This window comes from Hamadaea flava (assembly GCF_024172085.1).
Lineage (GTDB): Bacteria > Actinomycetota > Actinomycetes > Mycobacteriales > Micromonosporaceae > Hamadaea > Hamadaea flava.
This window is the reverse complement of record NZ_JAMZDZ010000001.1, coordinates 6,032,863-6,050,020: the sequence shown is the minus strand read 5'-3', so window position 1 is coordinate 6,050,020 and position 17,158 is coordinate 6,032,863. Positions and strand designations below refer to the sequence as shown.

The 17,158-nt window shown below is 70.3% G+C and carries 12 protein-coding genes; 6 read left to right on the top strand and 6 right to left on the bottom strand.

The window, feature by feature from the left end:
• Positions 1-18 precede the first annotated feature (18 nt).
• Positions 19-948 (bottom strand): ABC transporter permease, encoded by a 930-nt coding sequence (locus HDA40_RS28360; protein WP_253760855.1) that lies wholly within the window; start codon positions 946-948, stop codon positions 19-21.
• 483 nt (positions 949-1,431) lie between these two features.
• Here HDA40_RS28360 and HDA40_RS28355 point away from each other — a divergent pair, with 483 nt between their 5' ends.
• From HDA40_RS28355 to HDA40_RS28345, 3 genes are all read left to right on the top strand, one after another.
• A complete protein-coding gene (locus HDA40_RS28355) occupies positions 1,432-2,295 on the top strand; it encodes a winged helix-turn-helix transcriptional regulator (protein ID WP_253760854.1) in 864 nt (287 codons plus the stop codon).
• A 46-nt stretch (positions 2,296-2,341) separates the two neighbouring features.
• Positions 2,342-3,700: a serine/threonine-protein kinase gene (locus tag HDA40_RS28350; protein WP_253760853.1), complete on the top strand. Its 1,359-nt coding sequence runs from the start codon at positions 2,342-2,344 to the stop codon at positions 3,698-3,700.
• A gap of 67 nt (positions 3,701-3,767) precedes the next feature.
• Positions 3,768-5,513, top strand: a complete 1,746-nt coding sequence (locus tag HDA40_RS28345) for an ABC transporter ATP-binding protein (protein WP_253760852.1) — start codon at positions 3,768-3,770, stop codon at positions 5,511-5,513.
• A gap of 88 nt (positions 5,514-5,601) precedes the next feature.
• On the opposite strand, the gene HDA40_RS41660 is transcribed toward HDA40_RS28345, so the two are convergent.
• Positions 5,602-9,765 carry a S8 family serine peptidase gene (locus HDA40_RS41660; protein WP_275978319.1) on the bottom strand — a complete coding sequence of 1,388 codons (4,164 nt, stop codon included), beginning with the start codon at positions 9,763-9,765 and terminating at the stop codon, positions 5,602-5,604.
• Positions 9,766-9,857: 92 nt separating this feature from the next.
• Between HDA40_RS41660 and HDA40_RS28335 the strand changes: the two genes are divergently transcribed.
• On the top strand, positions 9,858-10,808 hold the full coding sequence (locus tag HDA40_RS28335; protein ID WP_253760851.1) for a helix-turn-helix domain-containing protein: 951 nt from the start codon (positions 9,858-9,860) through the stop codon (positions 10,806-10,808).
• Between the two features lie 117 nt (positions 10,809-10,925).
• On the opposite strand, the gene HDA40_RS28330 is transcribed toward HDA40_RS28335, so the two are convergent.
• The 3 genes from HDA40_RS28330 to HDA40_RS28320 all read right to left on the bottom strand — a co-directional run bounded on the left by HDA40_RS28330 (position 10,926) and on the right by HDA40_RS28320 (position 15,514).
• Positions 10,926-12,902: a M28 family peptidase gene (locus tag HDA40_RS28330; RefSeq protein WP_253763845.1), complete on the bottom strand. Its 1,977-nt coding sequence runs from the start codon at positions 12,900-12,902 to the stop codon at positions 10,926-10,928.
• Between the two features lie 101 nt (positions 12,903-13,003).
• Positions 13,004-14,239 carry a L,D-transpeptidase gene (locus tag HDA40_RS28325; protein WP_253760850.1) on the bottom strand — a complete coding sequence of 412 codons (1,236 nt, stop codon included), beginning with the start codon at positions 14,237-14,239 and terminating at the stop codon, positions 13,004-13,006.
• Positions 14,240-14,359: 120 nt separating this feature from the next.
• Complete coding sequence (locus HDA40_RS28320) at positions 14,360-15,514, bottom strand: amidohydrolase family protein (protein WP_253760849.1); 1,155 nt, start codon at positions 15,512-15,514, stop codon at positions 14,360-14,362.
• 104 nt (positions 15,515-15,618) lie between these two features.
• On the opposite strand from HDA40_RS28320, the gene HDA40_RS28315 reads away from it, so the two are divergent.
• Positions 15,619-16,107, top strand: coding sequence for a hypothetical protein (locus tag HDA40_RS28315; protein WP_253760848.1), 489 nt, complete (start codon positions 15,619-15,621; stop codon positions 16,105-16,107).
• A 111-nt stretch (positions 16,108-16,218) separates the two neighbouring features.
• A complete protein-coding gene (locus tag HDA40_RS28310; protein ID WP_253760847.1) occupies positions 16,219-16,575 on the top strand; it encodes a hypothetical protein in 357 nt (118 codons plus the stop codon).
• Here HDA40_RS28310 and HDA40_RS28305 read toward each other — a convergent pair.
• Positions 16,487-17,155 (bottom strand): TetR/AcrR family transcriptional regulator, encoded by a 669-nt coding sequence (locus HDA40_RS28305; RefSeq protein ID WP_253760846.1) that lies wholly within the window; start codon positions 17,153-17,155, stop codon positions 16,487-16,489. The two genes, HDA40_RS28310 and HDA40_RS28305, sit on opposite strands and share 89 nt — an antisense overlap.
• Between the last annotated feature and the right edge of the window lie 3 nt (positions 17,156-17,158).

Genomic DNA, 17,158 nt, shown 5'->3' with positions numbered 1-17,158 from the left:
TTGTTGGCCAGACCCGGACTAGCGGCGGGTCTTGGGGTCGAACGCATCACGCACGGCGTCGCCGAGCAGGCTCAGCGCGAGGACCAGGATGGTGATGCCGAGCACGGGCACCCACAGGTAGAGCGGGTACGTGTCGTAGTAGTTCTGCGCGGAGGCGATGGTCACGCCCCAGGACGGCGTGGGGTCCATCAACCCGACGCCGAGGAAGGTGAGACCCGCTTCAGCCACGATGTAACCGGGCAGCGCGAGCGACGCGGAGACGACGATGGGGGCGATCAGGTTCGGCAGCAGCTCCCGGAACAGCACCCGGCGGGTGGGGATGCCGAGCACGCGGGCAGCGGCGATGAACTCGCGCTCGCGCAGCGACAGGACCTGGCCCCGGATGAGTCGCGCCAGGCCCGCCCAGCCGAAGAAGGACAGCACGACGATGAGCGAGATGAATCTGACCCGGGCGACCTGCTCGGGGGTGGTTCCCTCGGATCCGCCGTAGACGACCGAGATGATCACGGCCGGGAACGCGATGGCGAAGATCAGGTAGGGCAGGCTGAGGATGAAGTCGATGATCCACGAGAACACCCGGTCGACCCAGCCGCCGAAGAAGCCCGACAGCAGCCCGATCACGACGCCGACGACGGTCGTGACCAGGGTGACCAGCCCGGCGACGAGCAGCGACGGGCGAGCGCCGTAGACCCAGCGCGCGAACAGGTCGCGGCCGATCCGCGGCTCGACGCCGAACCAGTGGTCGCTGCTGGCGCCCGAGTACGGGAACGTCGTGCGCTTGTCGATCAGGTCGAAGTGGTAGGTGGTCGGGTCCTGGCCTTCCAGCTTGGCCAGCAGCGGCGCGAAGATGGCCAGCAGCACGAAGAATACGAAGATGCCGAAGCAGGTCATGGCGACTTTGTCCCGGCGCAGCCGCTCCAGCGCGATCCGGGTCGGCGATCTGCTCACACCCGAACCCGGCTTCGCCGGGGAGGTGTCCCCGGTCGCGGGTTCGACAAGCGTTTCGGTCCCAGTGATCACTGGTTCCACGGAGTACCTCCAGCCGATGTGCAGCCAGCGACCACGGAATATCCCGTTGACAGCCGCGCCCCCCGCGTTCTTGCGCAAAGCTAACGCCCAGCTTCGGAGTTTTGAGTAACGGATCAGTCACGAATCAGCTGATTAATGATCTCGTGGTCATCACTGAACGTTCAGCCGGTGCCGCTGATCGATGACTAGGTTTGCCAACTGTCTGCGCAGGACAGATAGGTGCCTAAAGTGGTAAGCGGCTGAATCCCGGGTCAGTTGTCAGCCTCGGCCGATCGTCACACGACCGTTACACATGCCGTCCGCCCCGGTCAGCGGGCGTCAGACCGAGCGCGTACTGTCGCCGGCCCGATCGCGTGCGGTAGGTTCCCCGAAGGAACCCACTCGTCCCACCTGGAGGTGACAATGCCGCGGAACACCTGGTCGCCCGATCCGTCCTGTGGGGTCGCCCAAACGGTCAGTGTCCTCGGCGACGGGTGGAGCGTGCTGATCCTGCGCGACGTCGCCCGGGGGCATCAGCGGTTCGACGACCTCGTGACCGAGTTGGGCATCTCCCGGAAGGTGCTCGCCGAACGCCTCGCGGGGCTCATCGACGACGGGGTCCTCCGGCGCGAGCCCTACCAGACGGGGCCGGTTCGGTACGCGTACGCGCTGACCGAGTCCGGTCGCGATCTGCTCGGAGTGATCGTCGCCCTGCAGGACTGGGGCGACCGCTGGCGGCTCGGCGACGGCTCGCTCACCGCCGCCGACTCCGACGAGTCCGCGACCGCTCACCGCGTACGCGATCTGGTCGGGCAGCCGGCGCCGGAGGTGCGCCTGCCGAGCGCCGCCGGTGGCATGGTCGACGCCCTGGCCGGACCGGCCGTCGTGTTCGCCTATCCCGCGACGGGCACCACCGCTCCCCTGCCGTCCGGCTGGGCCGAGATACCCGGTGCGGTGGGCTGCACTCTCGAGAACCGGCTGTTCCGCACGGCGTATCCCCGGTTGAAGACAGCGGGGATCGCGCTGCGCGGGGTGAGCACACAGCGGCCGGACGAGCAGCAGGTCTTCGCCACGGCCGAGAGCATCCCGTTCAGCCTGCTGAGCGACGTGGAGCTGGGGTTGGCCGCGGCCTTGCGGCTGCCGGTGTTCCGCGCAGGCGAGCGGCACCGGCTGAAGCGGCTGATCCTGATCGTCGACGGCGACCGGACGATCCGGGCGGTGCGGTATCCCGTGGTCGATATCGCCGCGGCGGTGGACTGGGCCGTCGAGACCGCGCTTACCTTGTGACGGCCCGAGTGGCGCGGACGGCGGGGAGCCGGGCAGACTGTCCGGCATGTCCGCGTTCAGCCCAGGCCAACGGATTCACGACCGATTCACCCTGCGGGAGCTGATCGGCCGGGGCGGGATGTCCGAGGTCTGGCGGGCCACCGACGGCGTGCTCGGCCGCCCGGTGGCGGTGAAGGCGCTCGACTCCTCGTTGGCCGCGGACCCGACGCTGTGGCAGGCGACCCTGCGGGAGGCCCGCGCGATCGCCCGCATCGCGCATCCGAACGTCGCCCAGGTCCACGACTACGGCGAGGTGCCGACGCCGTCCGGGCACGTGCCCTACCTGGTCATGGAGTACGTCGAGGGCGTGACGCTGGCCGAGCGGCTGCGATCCGGTCCCCTGCCGCCGGCCGAGGCCGCGACGATCGCCGCCCAGGTCGCGGCCGGGTTGGCCGAGGCACACCGGCTCGGGGTGGTGCACCGCGACGTGAAGCCGGGCAACATCATGCTGACCCCGGCCGGCGTGAAGATCCTGGACTTCGGCATCGCGACCCTGGCGCACGGCCCGGACTCCGACGGCGGGCGGCTCATCGGCACGCCCACGTACGCCGCACCGGAACGAATGCAGCGGGGCGGCGCGACGACCCCGGCGGGCGACGTCTACTCCCTCGGCGTGGTGCTCTACGAGATGCTGGCCGGCCGGCCGCCGCGGGCGTACGCCGACTGGCAGCAGGCGCTCGCCACCCCGACCGCGGACGTCGCACCGATCGACCGGCCGGGGGTGCCGCCGAAGCTGGCGGCGCTGACGATGGCCTGTCTGTCCGCCGACCCGAACCGCCGACCGGCCGCGTCCGCGTTGGCCGGCTCGCTCTCCGCCAGTACGACCGCCGCCGGCGCGATCCCGGGGACCTACGCGGCGGGGGTGGCCCGACCGGCCCCGGCGTCGCCGCCGACCATGGTGGCGGCTCTGCCGCCCGAACCGGCCCGGCGCTCGCGGCTGCTCCCGGCGTTCCTCATCACCGGCGGCGCGCTGGCGATCCTGTTGGCGATCATGCTGATCTACAGTTTCTCGGACCGGTCGCCGAAGGGCCCGCCCCAGGGTGCCGGGACGCCCACGACGGCCACCACCTCGGCGGGCGGGCCCAGCCCGTCTCCGTCTACTGAGGAATCGAAGGCGCCGGGGGACCTCCTCGACGAGATCGCTGCCGTCGTCGAGTCGGCCGGGCTGCCGAACAACCGGGCGCGGGACCTCAACCGGCGGATCGACGACATCCGCGAGAAGCTGGACGAGGAACCGGAGGAGGCGGGCGGCAAGGTCGACGACCTCCGGAAGAAGGTGACCGACTTCGCCGAGGACGGTCAGCTCGACACGGCCACGGCCGAACGGCTCATCACCCTCATCGACCAGCTGGCGAACTCGCTGTAGTCCCTGTGTCCGGAAACACCCGGCCGCTCTTGTCCTGGACCACCGGCTTCGGGTGAAGATCGACGGCGTGTCCGCACACGCCGACCCCCTTGACCATCGTTACTCCGGCGAACACCCCGTACGCAGTGTGGCGTACCTGCTGAGGGAGGACCGCCGCCGCCTGGTGCTCGGCATCCTCGCCTTCGCCCTCAAACACAGCCCCACCTGGTTGTTGCCGCTCGTGACCGCCAACCTCATCGACGTCGTCGTCCAGCATCGGCCGCTCTCCGAGCTGTGGCTGTCGGCCGGCCTGCTCATCGCGTCGCTGAGCCTGAACTACCCGTTCCACGTCCTCTACGTCCGCTGTTGGGCGGGGACGGTACGCCGGATGGGCACGCGGCTGCGGTCCGCGCTGTGCCACCGGATGCAGCAGCTGTCCATCGGCTACTACTCCCGGATGAGCGCCGGGGCGTTACAGAACAAGGTGATCCGCGACGTCGAGAGCGTCGAGCAGATGGTGCAGCAGACCGGCGACACCGGGCTCGGCGCCGTGATGATGCTGCTCGGCGGGCTGATCGTGATCGCCTTCCGGGCGCCCGCGTTCCTGCCGGTCTTCCTCGTCATCGTGCCGTGCGCCGCGTTGCTGGCGACGAAGCTGCGCGGACGGATGCGTACCGACAACGAGCGGTTCCGCCGCGAAGTCGAGCAGCTGTCGACCCGCGTCTCCGAGATGACCACGCTCATCCCGATCACCCGAGCGCACGGCCTCGAACGGGCCGCCTTGCGCCGGGTCGACGGCACATTGTGGCGGGTCTTCGAGGCCGGCCTGCGGGTCGACGTGCTCAACGGCCGATTCGGCGCGCTCGCCTGGACGACGCTCAACGTCCTCGGCGCGGGCTGCCTCACCGGAGCGGCGCTCGCGGCGTACTCCGGCTGGATCACGCCCGGCGACGTCGTCATGCTCAGCGCCTTCTTCGGCACGCTGACCAGCGCCACCACCGGGCTCATGAGCCTCGGACCGGTCTTCGTCCGGGGCCTCGAATCGGTCCGGTCCGTCGGCGAGGTGCTGCAAGAGCCCGACCTGGAGACCAACGAGGCCAAGGCGAAGGTCACCGAGGTGCGCGGCGAGGTCGCCTTCGAATCCGTCGGGTACGCGTACGCGGGCGGATCGGGCACGGCGGTCCGGGACTTCACCCTCACGGTGTCGGCCGGCGAACGGATCGCCTTCGTCGGAGCCTCCGGCGCGGGCAAGTCGACCGTGCTCAACCTCGTCATCGGCTTCCTGCGGCCGACCTCCGGCCGGATTCTGCTGGACGGCCGGGACATGCAGGATCTCGACCTGCGCTCCTACCGGACCTTCGTCTCGGTGGTGCCGCAGGAGCCGATCCTGTTCGAGGGCACCATCCGGGAGAACGTCGCCTACGGACTGCCCGACGTCTCCCTGGACCGCGTACGCCAGGCGCTGGCCGACGCCAACGCGCTCGACTTCATCGACGCCCTGCCCGACGGGGTCGACACGGTCGTCGGCGAACGCGGGGCGCGGTTGTCCGGCGGCCAGCGGCAGCGGCTGGCCATCGCCCGCGCGCTGATCCGCGACCCCCGCATCCTGGTCCTCGACGAGGCGACCTCGGCGCTGGACACCCACTCCGAACGCCTCATCCAGCAGGCCCTGGAGCGGCTGGTGCGCGGGCGTACGGTCTTCGTGGTGGCGCACCGTCTGTCGACGATCCGCACCGCCGACCGCATCGTGGTCATGCGCGACGGGCAGATCGTCGAAGCCGGTACGCACGAGTCGCTCGTGCGATCGGACGGCGCGTACGCCGCGCTCCTCTAGGTGCTTGGCTGCGGATCAGGGATGTGCATGCTTCCTAGGCTCGGTAAGGCATGCACATCCCTGATCCAGCTCCCAAAAGCCGAAGGGCTCAGCGGAGCGACAGCCGGTGGACGCCGCCGTTCTGCGTACCGGCGAACAGCGTCTGGCCGTCGGCGCTGACCGCCAGCGACAGCACATCGAGGTTCTGCAGCGCGGTGGACACGTTGTGCCACGTACGCCCACCATCAGTGCTCCGCAGCACCCCGCGACCGCCCTTGAGCACCCCGTACGCCGAGTAGCTCGAAGTCGCCGCATAGCTGACGCCGCCGACCTGGACGATGTCGGAGACCCACAGGTCCAGCGGTCCGGCGTCGCCGGCGCGGAACGTACGCCCGCCGTCGGTGCTCGACCAGAGCTGTGCACCGCCGACGACCATCCGGCGACCGTCGAACGAGATCGCGTTGATCTGCCCGTCGAGCACCTTCGTCGAGGTCACGCCCCCGTCGTCGGAGCGGTAGAGACCCTCGGGCGTACCGAACCACATGCGGTTCGGCTTCGCCGGATCGCCGGCCAGCGCCGTGGCGTACCGGTCCTGGTAGAGGTTCTTCCAGGTTTGACCGTCGTCAACCGTGCTGAACGTGGCCACGGCGTCGATGCGGCCCCAGCTGATCGAGATCCGGTCGGGGTCGGCCGGGTGCACGAGCAGTGCGAGCGGGATGCCGTTCTGGTGGGCCTTCTGCTCCCAGATCTCCCCGCCGTCCCGGCTGACCGAGACGTCGAAGCCGCCGAAGGCGTCGGTCCGGACCTTCCACACGACCTTCGGGTCCTGCGGGGAGACCGCGACGAGCGGTACGCCCGCCCCGACGTATCCCTCACCGTCGGCCGCACCCCATTCGGGCGTGGTCGCCGACGTCGCGGTCCGGTAGATCCCGTTGCTGGTCCCGGCGATCAGCTCGGTCCCGGCGACGGCCAGCTCGGTGACGGACGCCGACTGCACGCCCAGCCGCTGGTAGCCGGAGCCGGTCCGGGCGTACACCCCGGCAGTGTTGGTGACGACGGTCGACTGTCCCCAGTGGTCGAAGTCCCGGTCGACGGCCGCGCCCGACGGCGGTTCGATCGTCTCCCAGGTACGCCCGTGGTCGTGCCCGATCAGGCCGTCCCCGATGAAGGTGATGACGTAGAGGTCGCCACCGGACTGGCGCAGCTCGTACGGGCCGAACGACTTGGCGTACAGGGTGTTCCAGGTCTTGCCGCCGTCGTGCGAGCCGACCACGCCGGTCTGCCCGACCAGGACCGCCACCACGCCGTCGTCGGCGACGAGCTGCGACACGTACCGGCTGTTCGAGTAGACGCGGACCGCCGCGTCGACGATGCCGGGCCGCTTCCAGACGCCGCTCGCCGTGCCGAGGTAGAGGTTGCCCTGGCTGAGGCCGATCTTGGTGACCGGGTCGGCCACTCCCGTGTCGTACGCCGTCCAGCTGTCGCCGCCGTTCCAGCTGACCTGCAGCCGGCTGTCGCCGACGAGCGCGACGAGCACCTGGGTCTGGGCGTCCGAGACGAGCTGTTCGATCCAGCCGTTCGCGGGCAGCGGCAGTGCGTCCCAGGTCTTCCCGCGATCGTCGGTACGCAGAATCCGCCCACCCGTCATGGGATCGTTGACGGGGTACCACATGCGGTCGGCGTTGTTCGCGTCCGCGACCGGCTCCAGGAGACCGGCCGCGCCGCTGATCGGCAGCCGCGCGGACTGCTTCCAGGTCGTGCCCTGGTCGCCGGAGACCCACGGCGACGTGGTGTCCTCCGTCGCGAGGATGCCGGTGCCGGACGGGCCGGTCGCGAGGAACCCGCCGCCGCTGTAGGGCCCGATCGGCTGCCAGGCCGCGCCGCGCGTGGACTCCGGCGTCACCTCGAAACCGCCCCAGCCGACGAGCCGCTGACCGGAGACCGCCGTGGCCTGCGCCGTCACCGCGTACGCGCCGTCGGCCGGCTCGTCCAGCGTCGCGATGTAGCCCCCGGCCGGGTTCGGCCGCGTGGTCACCGTGTACGACCGGCCGCGCGGACGGTCCACAGTGATCACCGGCGGCCCGCTCAGGCCGGCCCAGGACTGCACCCAGACGGTGGTGTGCCCGTCGCTGGGATCGGGCGAGGTCTGCACTACCAGCGGGTGCACCACCAGCAGGTACGGGATGGTGATCTTGCCGGTCGCGGCGGTGGCGGTGACGAACCCGGAGATCTCCGTGTCCGCCGTCGGCCGCTTGGCTTTCAGCGTCACGGTCACCGTGGCCGTGCCGCTCGCCGGGATGGTGACCCGGTCCGGCTTGACGGAGACGTCGCGGCTGCTCGCGGCGAGCCGCACGGCTACCGGCTTCGACGATCCGTTGCGGAGCGCCACGGTGCGGGTTCCGCCGACGGTGCCGGACGCCAGGTCGGCGAGTCCGTAGGAGAGGGTCGACGGGGTCGCGGACAGCATGGTCCGAGCCGCGGCCGCCACGTTCAACCGGCCCGCGCCCGCTGTCGTGGGCGACTCCTTCAACGGAGCGGCCGTACCGATCAGCGACGCCGAGAGTTCGGACGCGGGCTGGTCCGGGTGCAGTTGGCGCAACAGCGCCGCCGCACCGGCCACATGCGGCGCGGCCATCGAGCTGCCCGACAGCCGGTACTGTCCGGGGCCGAACAGACTCGTCGGGACGGTCGAGCGGATCTCGTACCCGGGCGCGACGATGTCCGGCTTCAGGCCCCAGCGCAGTGACGGTCCCCGCGAGGAGAACGACGCGATCCGGTCGGTCGCGTCCTCGCCGCGGATCTGCAGGCTCAGCGGTCCGGCCGCCAGCAGCCGGGCCAGTTCCGGGTACTGCGTCTCGTCCATGCCCAGCACGACCAGCGAGTCCATCCGGTAGAGGTCGCCGGACTCGGTCACGCCAGGCCGTGCCGTGATCTTCCCGGTGGAGGCGGTCGCGGGCACGCCGGAGGTCGCGGCCAGCACCGGTCCGCCGGTCGGGTCCTGGCCGCCGAGCAAGGCCAGGGCCCCGCGCTTCTCCAGGTCCTTGGCGAGGTCGATCTGCTCCTGCCACAGGTCGTTGAAGTCGTGCGCGACATAGCCGTTGAGCAACGCGATCTTGCCGTGCAGATCACCGGCCGCGGCGATCTCCTCCGGCGTGCCGAACCCGATGCTCACGACCGGCGCGGTCACCGGGCTCGCCGACGGGTTCGCCGAGATCTGCCCCCGGTAGGTCTGCACCTTGACGCCGTCGCGGTAGATCACGGGCAGCCGCAGGTTGCTCACCGAGGCGCCCACCGCGATGACCCCGTCGGCCGCCGCCGGGCTGCCGACCGACATCGCGCCAGGCCCGTCGTTGCCGGCCGCGGCCACCACGACGATCCCGGCCGCGCTGGCCGCCGAGGCCGCCAGGCCCAGCGGGTCCAAGCCGTCCGCGTACCCGCCGAGACTCATGTTGATCACGTCCGCGCGGTGCGGGTTCGCCGGGTCACTCGCGGCCTCGATCGCCGCGACGATGTCCTCGGTCTCGCCGAAGCCCTGATCGTTCATCACCTTGTACGCCATGAGCTGCGCACCGGGTGCGACACCGGTGATCCCACCGGGCTGGGCCGCCTTGCCGGCGATGATTCCGGCGACGTGGGTGCCGTGTCCGTTGTCATCCATCGGATCGGCGTCGTCGTTGACGAAGTCGTACCCGCCGACGACCTTGTGCCCGGGGCCGAAGCCGCCGCCGAGGTCCGGGTGTGAGTAGTCCACCCCGGTGTCGATGACGGCGACGGTGACTCCGGTTCCGGTCGCGGGCGTACCGGTCGGGTCGGGCTGCTGCCAGACGTCGGTCGCGCCGATCAGCGGCACGCTGACGTCGGTGTACGCCCGGACGCGCAGGTTGTCGTAGACGCCGGTGACGCCCGGCACCTTGGACAGCGTCGCGACCTCGGACGCCGGCACGGTCAAGGCGACGGCGTTGACCAGCAGGGTGAACCGGCGCTCGGCCTTCGGATGCACGCCCTTGCCGCGTGCGGTGTCCAGGAACGAGCTCTGCCGGTCCGACAGGGCCCGGCGAGCCTGGCCGACCTGGTCGGCACCGGCGCCACGCGCGTTGCGCAGCGAACCGGCCGGGGCCGCCGTCGCGGCGGCCGCTCCGTCCAATGTGACGATGACCCGTCGCAGGGGGTCGGGCGCGGCGGCGGAACCCGTCGGCGCGTACGCCGACAGGCCGCCGAACGCCAGGACCGCGCTCACGGCGACGGCGAGGGATCGGGGTGGGGTGGACCTCATGGGTGTTGTGCCTACCGACGAGCGGGGTGGCCGGGCAAGATCTCGCCCTGGCCCATTGCTGCCGGTGGCACACCTGGGCCAAGATCTTGCCCATGTCTGGAGAGCTGACCGCGGCCGGGGTCGACCCCTTCGACGAGGAGGTCTACCGGGCGATCCTCACCCGGCATCAGGCTTCCCCGGCCGAACTCGCGACGGATCTGGGGCATTCGGCCGACCGGATCGCGCGCGCCCTCGACCGGCTGCGGGAGCAGGGTCTGGTCGGGCGGCTGTCCGGCTCTCGCCGCCGCTACGCCGCGATCGAGCCGCAGGCCGCGGTGACGGCGTTGGTGCGTACGCGGGCGGCGGAGCTGGATCAGGTGCAGGCGGCGGCCGCCCGGCTCTCGGCGCTGTTCGCCTCTGCCCACGCCGGACGTGGCGAGGAGATCGAGATCGCCGACGGCAGTGAGGCGTTGGGCCGCTGGTTCGTCCAGCTGCAACAGGAGGCGCGCGAGGAGATCATCACCCTCGACCGGCCCCCGTACGCCTTGACGACCTCCAATCCGGTGGAGAAGACCGCGATGGCCCGGGGCGTGCAGTACCGGGCGATCTACGCACCCGAGGCGTTGGAGTGGCCCGGCGTCCTGGGCGACATCCGCGAACTGATCCGGCATGGCGAACAGGCCCGGGTGCTGCCGGGACTGCGGGTGAAGGTCGCCATCGCCGACCGGCGGCTGGCCCTGATGCCGCTGTCGCTCGACCTGACCCGCGTACGCGCGGCGGTGATCCGGCCGTCGACGTTGCTCGACGCGCTGGTCGACTACTGGGAATTGGCCTGGCGGCAGGCGGTCCCGCTGGACGCCCCGGCCGACGACAGTCTTGCCGAGGACGATCGCGCCCTCCTGACGCTGCTGGTCAGCGGGCTGAAGGACGAGGCGATCGCGCGCCAGCTCGGCTGGTCCGTCCGCACGATGCGGCGACGCATCAGCCGCCTGCACGACCTGCTCGGCGCGGCCAACCGCTTCCAGGCCGGGGTGATCGCGGTGAAGAAGGGGTGGATCGAGTAAGACAGGGCGGGCGATCGCGGTGGCGTGCCCGCCCTGTCCGGCGGGGAGGAAAGGTCCCGTCTACCAGCCATCGACGTACGACGACATGAGACGGTTCCCTTCCGTCGGCGAAATTCTTTACAGGGTCAGCGTCCAGCTGTTGATGTAGCCGGTGTCGGCGCTGGCGGCGTCCTGGACGCGCAGGTTCCAGGTGCCGTTGCGTACCTCGGTGGACAGGTTGACGGTGAAGGTCTGGTCGATGTTGTCGGCCGAACCGCCCGTCCGGTTGCGCAGGGCGTAGACCGAGCCGTCCGGCGCGACCAGCGAGACCACGAGGTCACCGACGTAGGTGTGCACGATGTGCACCTCGACGGTGGAGGTCGAGCCGGCGTTGCCGGTGCAGCCGGCGATGGTGATCGCGCTGTTCACCGTGGTGTTGTCGGGAACGGTCACGTCGGTGCCGTTGGTGCCGCTGCACGCGGGTGGCGTCGACCCGGCCAGGTTGAGCGTCCAACTGTTGACATAACCCGTGTCGCCGCTGGCGGCGTCCTGTACGCGCAGCCGCCAGGTTCCGTTGGCGACCTCGCTGGACAGGTTCACGGTGTAGGTGGTGTCGATGTTGTCGGTCGAGCCGCCGGCCCGGTTGGACAGCGTGTAGACGGAGCCGTCCGGGGCGATGAGGGACACGACGAGGTCACCGATGTAGGTGTGCACGATGTGCACCTCGACGGTGGACCCGGCACCCGCGTTACCGGCGCAACCCGAGATCGTGATCAGGGACTCCACCGTGGTGTTGTCCGGAATCGTCACATCGGTCGCGTTGGTCTGCGAGCACCCGGGTGCGCCGTTGACCGTCAGCGTGTAGGTCGCACTGTGCGTCGCCGACGTCCCGGTGCCGGTCAGGGTGATCGTGTAGGTGCCGGGTGCGGCCGACGCCGACGCCGTGATCGTGGCGGTCGAGGAGCCGCCGGTGGTCACCGTCGACGGGCTGAAGGACACGGTCACACCGCTGGGCGTACCCGTCGAAGTGAGCGAGATGGATTGCGCGGATCCGTTGGTGAGCGCGGTGCTGACGGTCGTGGTGAGCGAGCCGCCGGGGCTGACCGAGCCCGACGTGGGCGAGGCCGAGAGGGAGAAGTCGTTGCTCGCGGGCGTGCCCACGGCGTAGTTCCACAGCGCGTAGGCCGCGGCGTCACCCGCCCGGTCGAGGACCGTGTCGCTGATGTTGCTCGGGTAGGTGTCGCAGGCCTTGTGGTAGCACGGGTCGTAGGAGGCCCCGGCGGTGCCGCCCCACTTGGTGGCCTGGGCCGAGGTCTTGATCGCGCTGGCGCCGGCGGCGACCCCGCTGGTCTGGATGCCCGCGCTGTTGAACGACGCGTCGTCCGATCGCCCGGCGCCCTCGGTGTTCTCCTCGGTCTGTACGCCGATCGAGTCGTAGTACGCCTTGACGGTCTGGCCGATCGCGCTGGTGATGCGGTTGATGAAGTATCCGCCGTTGGTCGACGCGACCATGTCGAAGTTGAAGTAGCCCTTGATCTTCGCGCGTTCGGTGGTGCTGAGCGTGGAGACGTAGTACTCCGAGCCGTTGAGGCCCTGCTCCTCGTCGGTCCACCAGCCGAACCGGGCGTGGTTGAGCATCGCCGGGTTCTGCGCGGCGAGGGTGAGCGCGATCTCCAGGATCGTCGAGGAGCCGGAGCCGTTGTCGTTGATGCCCGGCCCGGCGGTGACGCTGTCCAGGTGCGCGCCGAGCATGTAGACGGTGTTGGCGTCACCGCCGCCGCCCGGCCAGTCCGCGATGATGTTCGGCCCGGCGCCGCTGGTGCAGCCGGACGCGCAGGTCTGCTTCACGACGGAGAACCCGGCCGCGACGAGCTTGTCGTAGACGTAGTTCACCGACGCCGTGTACCCGGCCGTGGTGGACCGCCGGGTGCCGCCGTTGTTGGTGGCGATCGTCTGAAGCTGCTGAAGGTGAGCCTTGGTGTTGGCCAGCGAGATGTCGGGCGCGGCTGCTGCTACCGCGATCGACTGGGTGGCCGACACCGGGGCGGTCGCCACCGCGGGGATGGCCGGGGCGACGAGGGTGAGCGCGGCAGCCAGGGTGAGGCAGGCGCGCATGATCGGTTTGTGTGTCAACGCCGTACTCCTCGTGACAGGTAGGTGAACCGGGGATCACCGGCTCGCCCGAGGATACGGTTGACGGAGATGTATGTGAATACCTAGCTCGGAGTCGGCTCGGGACTCGCTGAGCTTTCGTACGGAATGGCGCTGCCCTCGACGTATTCGTCCCAGGACTTGGTGAAATCCGTCCAGCCGTTGCCGTATTTGAGCTGGCGGGAGGTGCCCTTGACGACGACGGGATCACCGATGCGGGTCTGCTGGAACAGCCACTTCGCGTTCGCCGCCGACATGTTGATACAGCCGTGTGACACGTTGCGCTTGCCTTGATCCGACACCGACCACGGCGCCGAATGGATGAACTCGCCACCCCAGGTCAGCCGCTGCGCCCAGTCGATGTCGACGCGATAGCGGTTGGCCGGATTCGGATCCGTACGCGTGTCGAACACCGTCTTGGCGAACTTCTCGATGACGACCATCGTGCCGCTGGACGACGGCATGCCCGGGCGACCGAGGCTGACCGGGATCTTCTTCAGCACCGCCCCGTCCTTCGTCACCGTCATCACCTTCGGCGACGCCTTGTCGTCCACCGTCATCACCAGCGCCGGGCCGATCGAACAGTCCAGCGACAGATCCGTACGCCCGAAGTAGCCGTCGCCGCAAGGCAGACCGCCCACTCGCAGGTCGACGCGTACCTTGGTGCCGGCCTGCCAGAACTCCTTCGGGCGCCAATGCAGCTCGGTGTCGGTGTACCAGGTCCAGATGCCGTCCTGCGCCGGTTCGGCCGACACCAACAGCCGCCGCTGGACGTCGGCCCGCTGATCCTTCGGGATCGCCCGGCTGAGCTGGATGATCAGCGGCATCCCCACGCCGACCACCGCACCGTCGGCGAGGAAACTGACGAACCGGACCTGCTTCGACGGCTTCGCCATCACGGTGAACGTGCTGCTCGCAGTGGTGGGCTTGCCATCGGCGTCGGTGGCGGTCACCGTGGCCGTGTAGGTCTCGCCGTACTCCAGCGTCGCGGCGGGCAGCCAGCCCTTGCCGTCCGGGTGCGGGGCACCGTCGACCGCCTTGCCGCCCTTGCTCTTCAGCTCGACCGTGGTCTCCTTGGCCTCAGTGGCGGAGAACACAATCTCGGCCGACGCGGGGACGTCCTTGGCATCCGCCGCCGGGCTCGTGATGGTGACCCGCGCCTTGCCCTCGGCCTTCCCGCCGTTGCTGTCCTGCGCTCCCGGCGTCTTCTTCTCGTCCGTGCAGGCCGCGAGACCGGTCAGGCTCGCACCCGCGCCCACCAGGCCCAATGCGCTCAGCGTGCGGCGTCGTGTCCAGCTCATGACTCATCTATACCCCGAAATGCGCCCGCTTGCCCTTCCGCGTCTTCTGCCGCTCTCCCGCTCCGCTTGGCGCGCTCCGCCCGGGCGCGCGCTCCGCCCGGCGCGGGCGAGTGCGGGGCGTCAGCGGACGCGGGTGCCGAGGCGCCATACGCCGACGACGTCGTGCAGCGCGGCGACGTCGGCCAGCGGGTCTCCCGCGACGGCCAGCAGATCCGCGTCGTGACCAGGCTGGATCCGCCCGACGCGGTTGCCGACCCGGCACAGGTCCGCCGCTCGGGAGGTCATCGACCGCAATGCCTCGACCGGGGTGTAGCCGAGCAGGTTCACCATCTCGCCGGCGCCGTACGGGAGGCAGTCGTGCGGCTTGGCCGGGCCGATCCCCGCGTCGCTGCTGCACACCACCGGTACGCCGGCCTCCCGGATCTGGTGGAACACTCCCGACAGTTGCGGGATCAACGCCGCGATTCGGGGCGGCAGGGTGAATCCGGGCAGATGCCCGAGCGTGGCCGAGACGGTGACGCCGTTGGCGAGCAGGGCCTGGATGACCCCGGCGTCGGCGGACGCACCGGTATCGGTGGTGAACGAGCAGTGCTCCACGGAGTTGAACCCGGCCGACGCGGCGTTGAAGATGCCCGGCGCGCCATGGGCGTGCGCGGTGATCGGCAGCCCGGCCCGGTGCGCCTCCTCGACGGCGGCCCGCATGGCGGCCAGCCCGAACTGGGCCAGGTGCGGCTGCGTACCGGCGGTCAGTTCGCCGCCCGTCGCCATCACCTTGACGACGTCGACGCCCCGTTCGGCGCGCTCGCGGACCGCTCGGCGTACGCCGTCGACGCCGAGCGCCTCGCCGCCCAGGAACCAGCAGTGCCCCTTCATCGACGTGATCGGCGGGCCGGCGCTGAGAATCCGGGGCAACGTGGGATCGTCGCGAAGGCCCAGCGTCACATAGTTGCGATCACCGAGATCGCGCACCGTCGTCACACCGGCCTGCAACGCACGCTCGGCGGCCACTCGCGCGCCGGCCAGCAGTTCGGCGTCGTCGACGCGATCGAACCGGCCGACGGGATCGGCACTGGCATCGAACGTCAGATGGATGTGCCCGTCGACTAGACCCGGCAGCAGCGTCACGTCACCGAGATCGACCACTTCGGCGTCCACCGGCGGTTCCAGCCCGCTGGCCGCCGCCACGATACGTCCCTGTTCCACCAGTACGACCGGCTGTTCCAGCAGAGCGGCGTGCTCTCCGTCGAACAGGCGGGCGGCGCGCAGTGCCAGCATGGACACACGGTACCGGCCGGACCCCACCGGTTGACCAGACCGCTGAGCGAGATCGCACGCGCGTCTTATTGCACATCGGTGGCAACAACGGGCACAGTAGCTTGATGATCCCGGGCTCAGGCATCCCGACCACCGTGGAAGTCGTCCTGCTCTCCCAGTGGGACGGGCGGCTGCGCTACCGCATGGTGCGCGCCGGACTACGGAGCGGCGCGTTCCCCGACGACGTCGCGCTCGGCCTGTCCGGCCTGAAGCTCTGCACTCCCGGTGGGCTGCTGCACTCGACCTCGTGGCGGCATACGCCGGACGCCCTGATCCTCACGTACGCCGCCCTCCCCGATCCGCGCCCCGAACTGGCCGCGACAGACGTCGCCGTCGACGGCATGCGCTCGGGCATCGGGCCGCTCGTGCCCAGCCCGCCGAGCATCGACGAGGACGCCGTGGCCGCCCACGCCTGCCGTCATCTGGCGCTGCTGCGGACGACCGACGACCTGGCCGCCGACGCCGCACGATCGCAGGCCCAGCTCTGGACGCTCATCGCCAAGCTGACCCCGGGTACCGCAGGCAGCCCCCACCCGCCGAACCTGCTCTGCTGACCGCCCCGTGAGGGTGCATGCAGATCACGGATACGCATGCTTCCCAGGCCCGAGATGGCATGCATATCCGTGATCTGCACCTCCTGAAGGCGGCGGGCTAGAGTCACCGGCATGCTGCTGCCCCGACTGCGTGTGACCGAAGCGGACGGCGATTCCTGGGACGATCCGTCGGAGGAGCAGTTGGGCGTACTCGTCGACGGGTTGAGCGCCGATCGCCGGTTCCTCGTCGTCGAGCGCCACGATCGGCCGTCCGCGTGGCAGCACTTCATTCAGGCGTACCGGGAGGATGACGGGACTTTCCGCGTCGAGTTCCGCGAGGGCGGGCCGGAGGCGCACTTCGAGGCGCGTACGCCCGACGCCGATCAGGTCCGTCTGGTCGTCACGGCATGGGCGTTCGACCTGCCGGGGTGGCGGGAGCGCCTGCCCTGGCAACTGTGGCAGGCGAGCGAAAACCCCCAGGAGGGCTGAACACCCCGGCCCGCAACGCGGCCACCCCTGCCGCCGCCGTACGCCGAGCGAACGCCTCGTCGATCGGCTGCCGGGTGACGAGCAGACGCAGAAAGAAGGGTGCACCGACGGTCTCGATCGCCGCCCGCGCGTCGGTCCCGGTCGGCAGTTCACCCCGGGCGACCGCATGGTCCACGATGGACTGCGCTAGGCCGAAGCGCTCGAGGAAGAAGCCCCGGACGACCTGAGCCGCCCGTTCGTTGCGCGGCGCGGCGGCGGCCAGCCCGGCGATGAGGTCGCCGGGTTCGCCGGTCATCCCCTGCCGGATCAGCAACGCCAGTTCGACGAGGTCCCGGTCGAGGTCCCCGGTGTCCGGGATCGGCACCGCCTCGGTCGCGTACTCGGCCAGCAGGTCGCCGAGGACACCTTCGAGGTCGGTCCAGCGCCGGTAGATCGAGGTCTTGTTGACTCCCGCGACGGCGGCGATCCGGTCGACGGTCAGTTCCGCGTACCCGTCGGTGAGCAGGTCTCTGGTCGCGGCCAGCACCGCGCCGCGGACTCGCGCGCTCCGTCCGCCCGGTCGCCGCACCGTCTCTGTCATGAC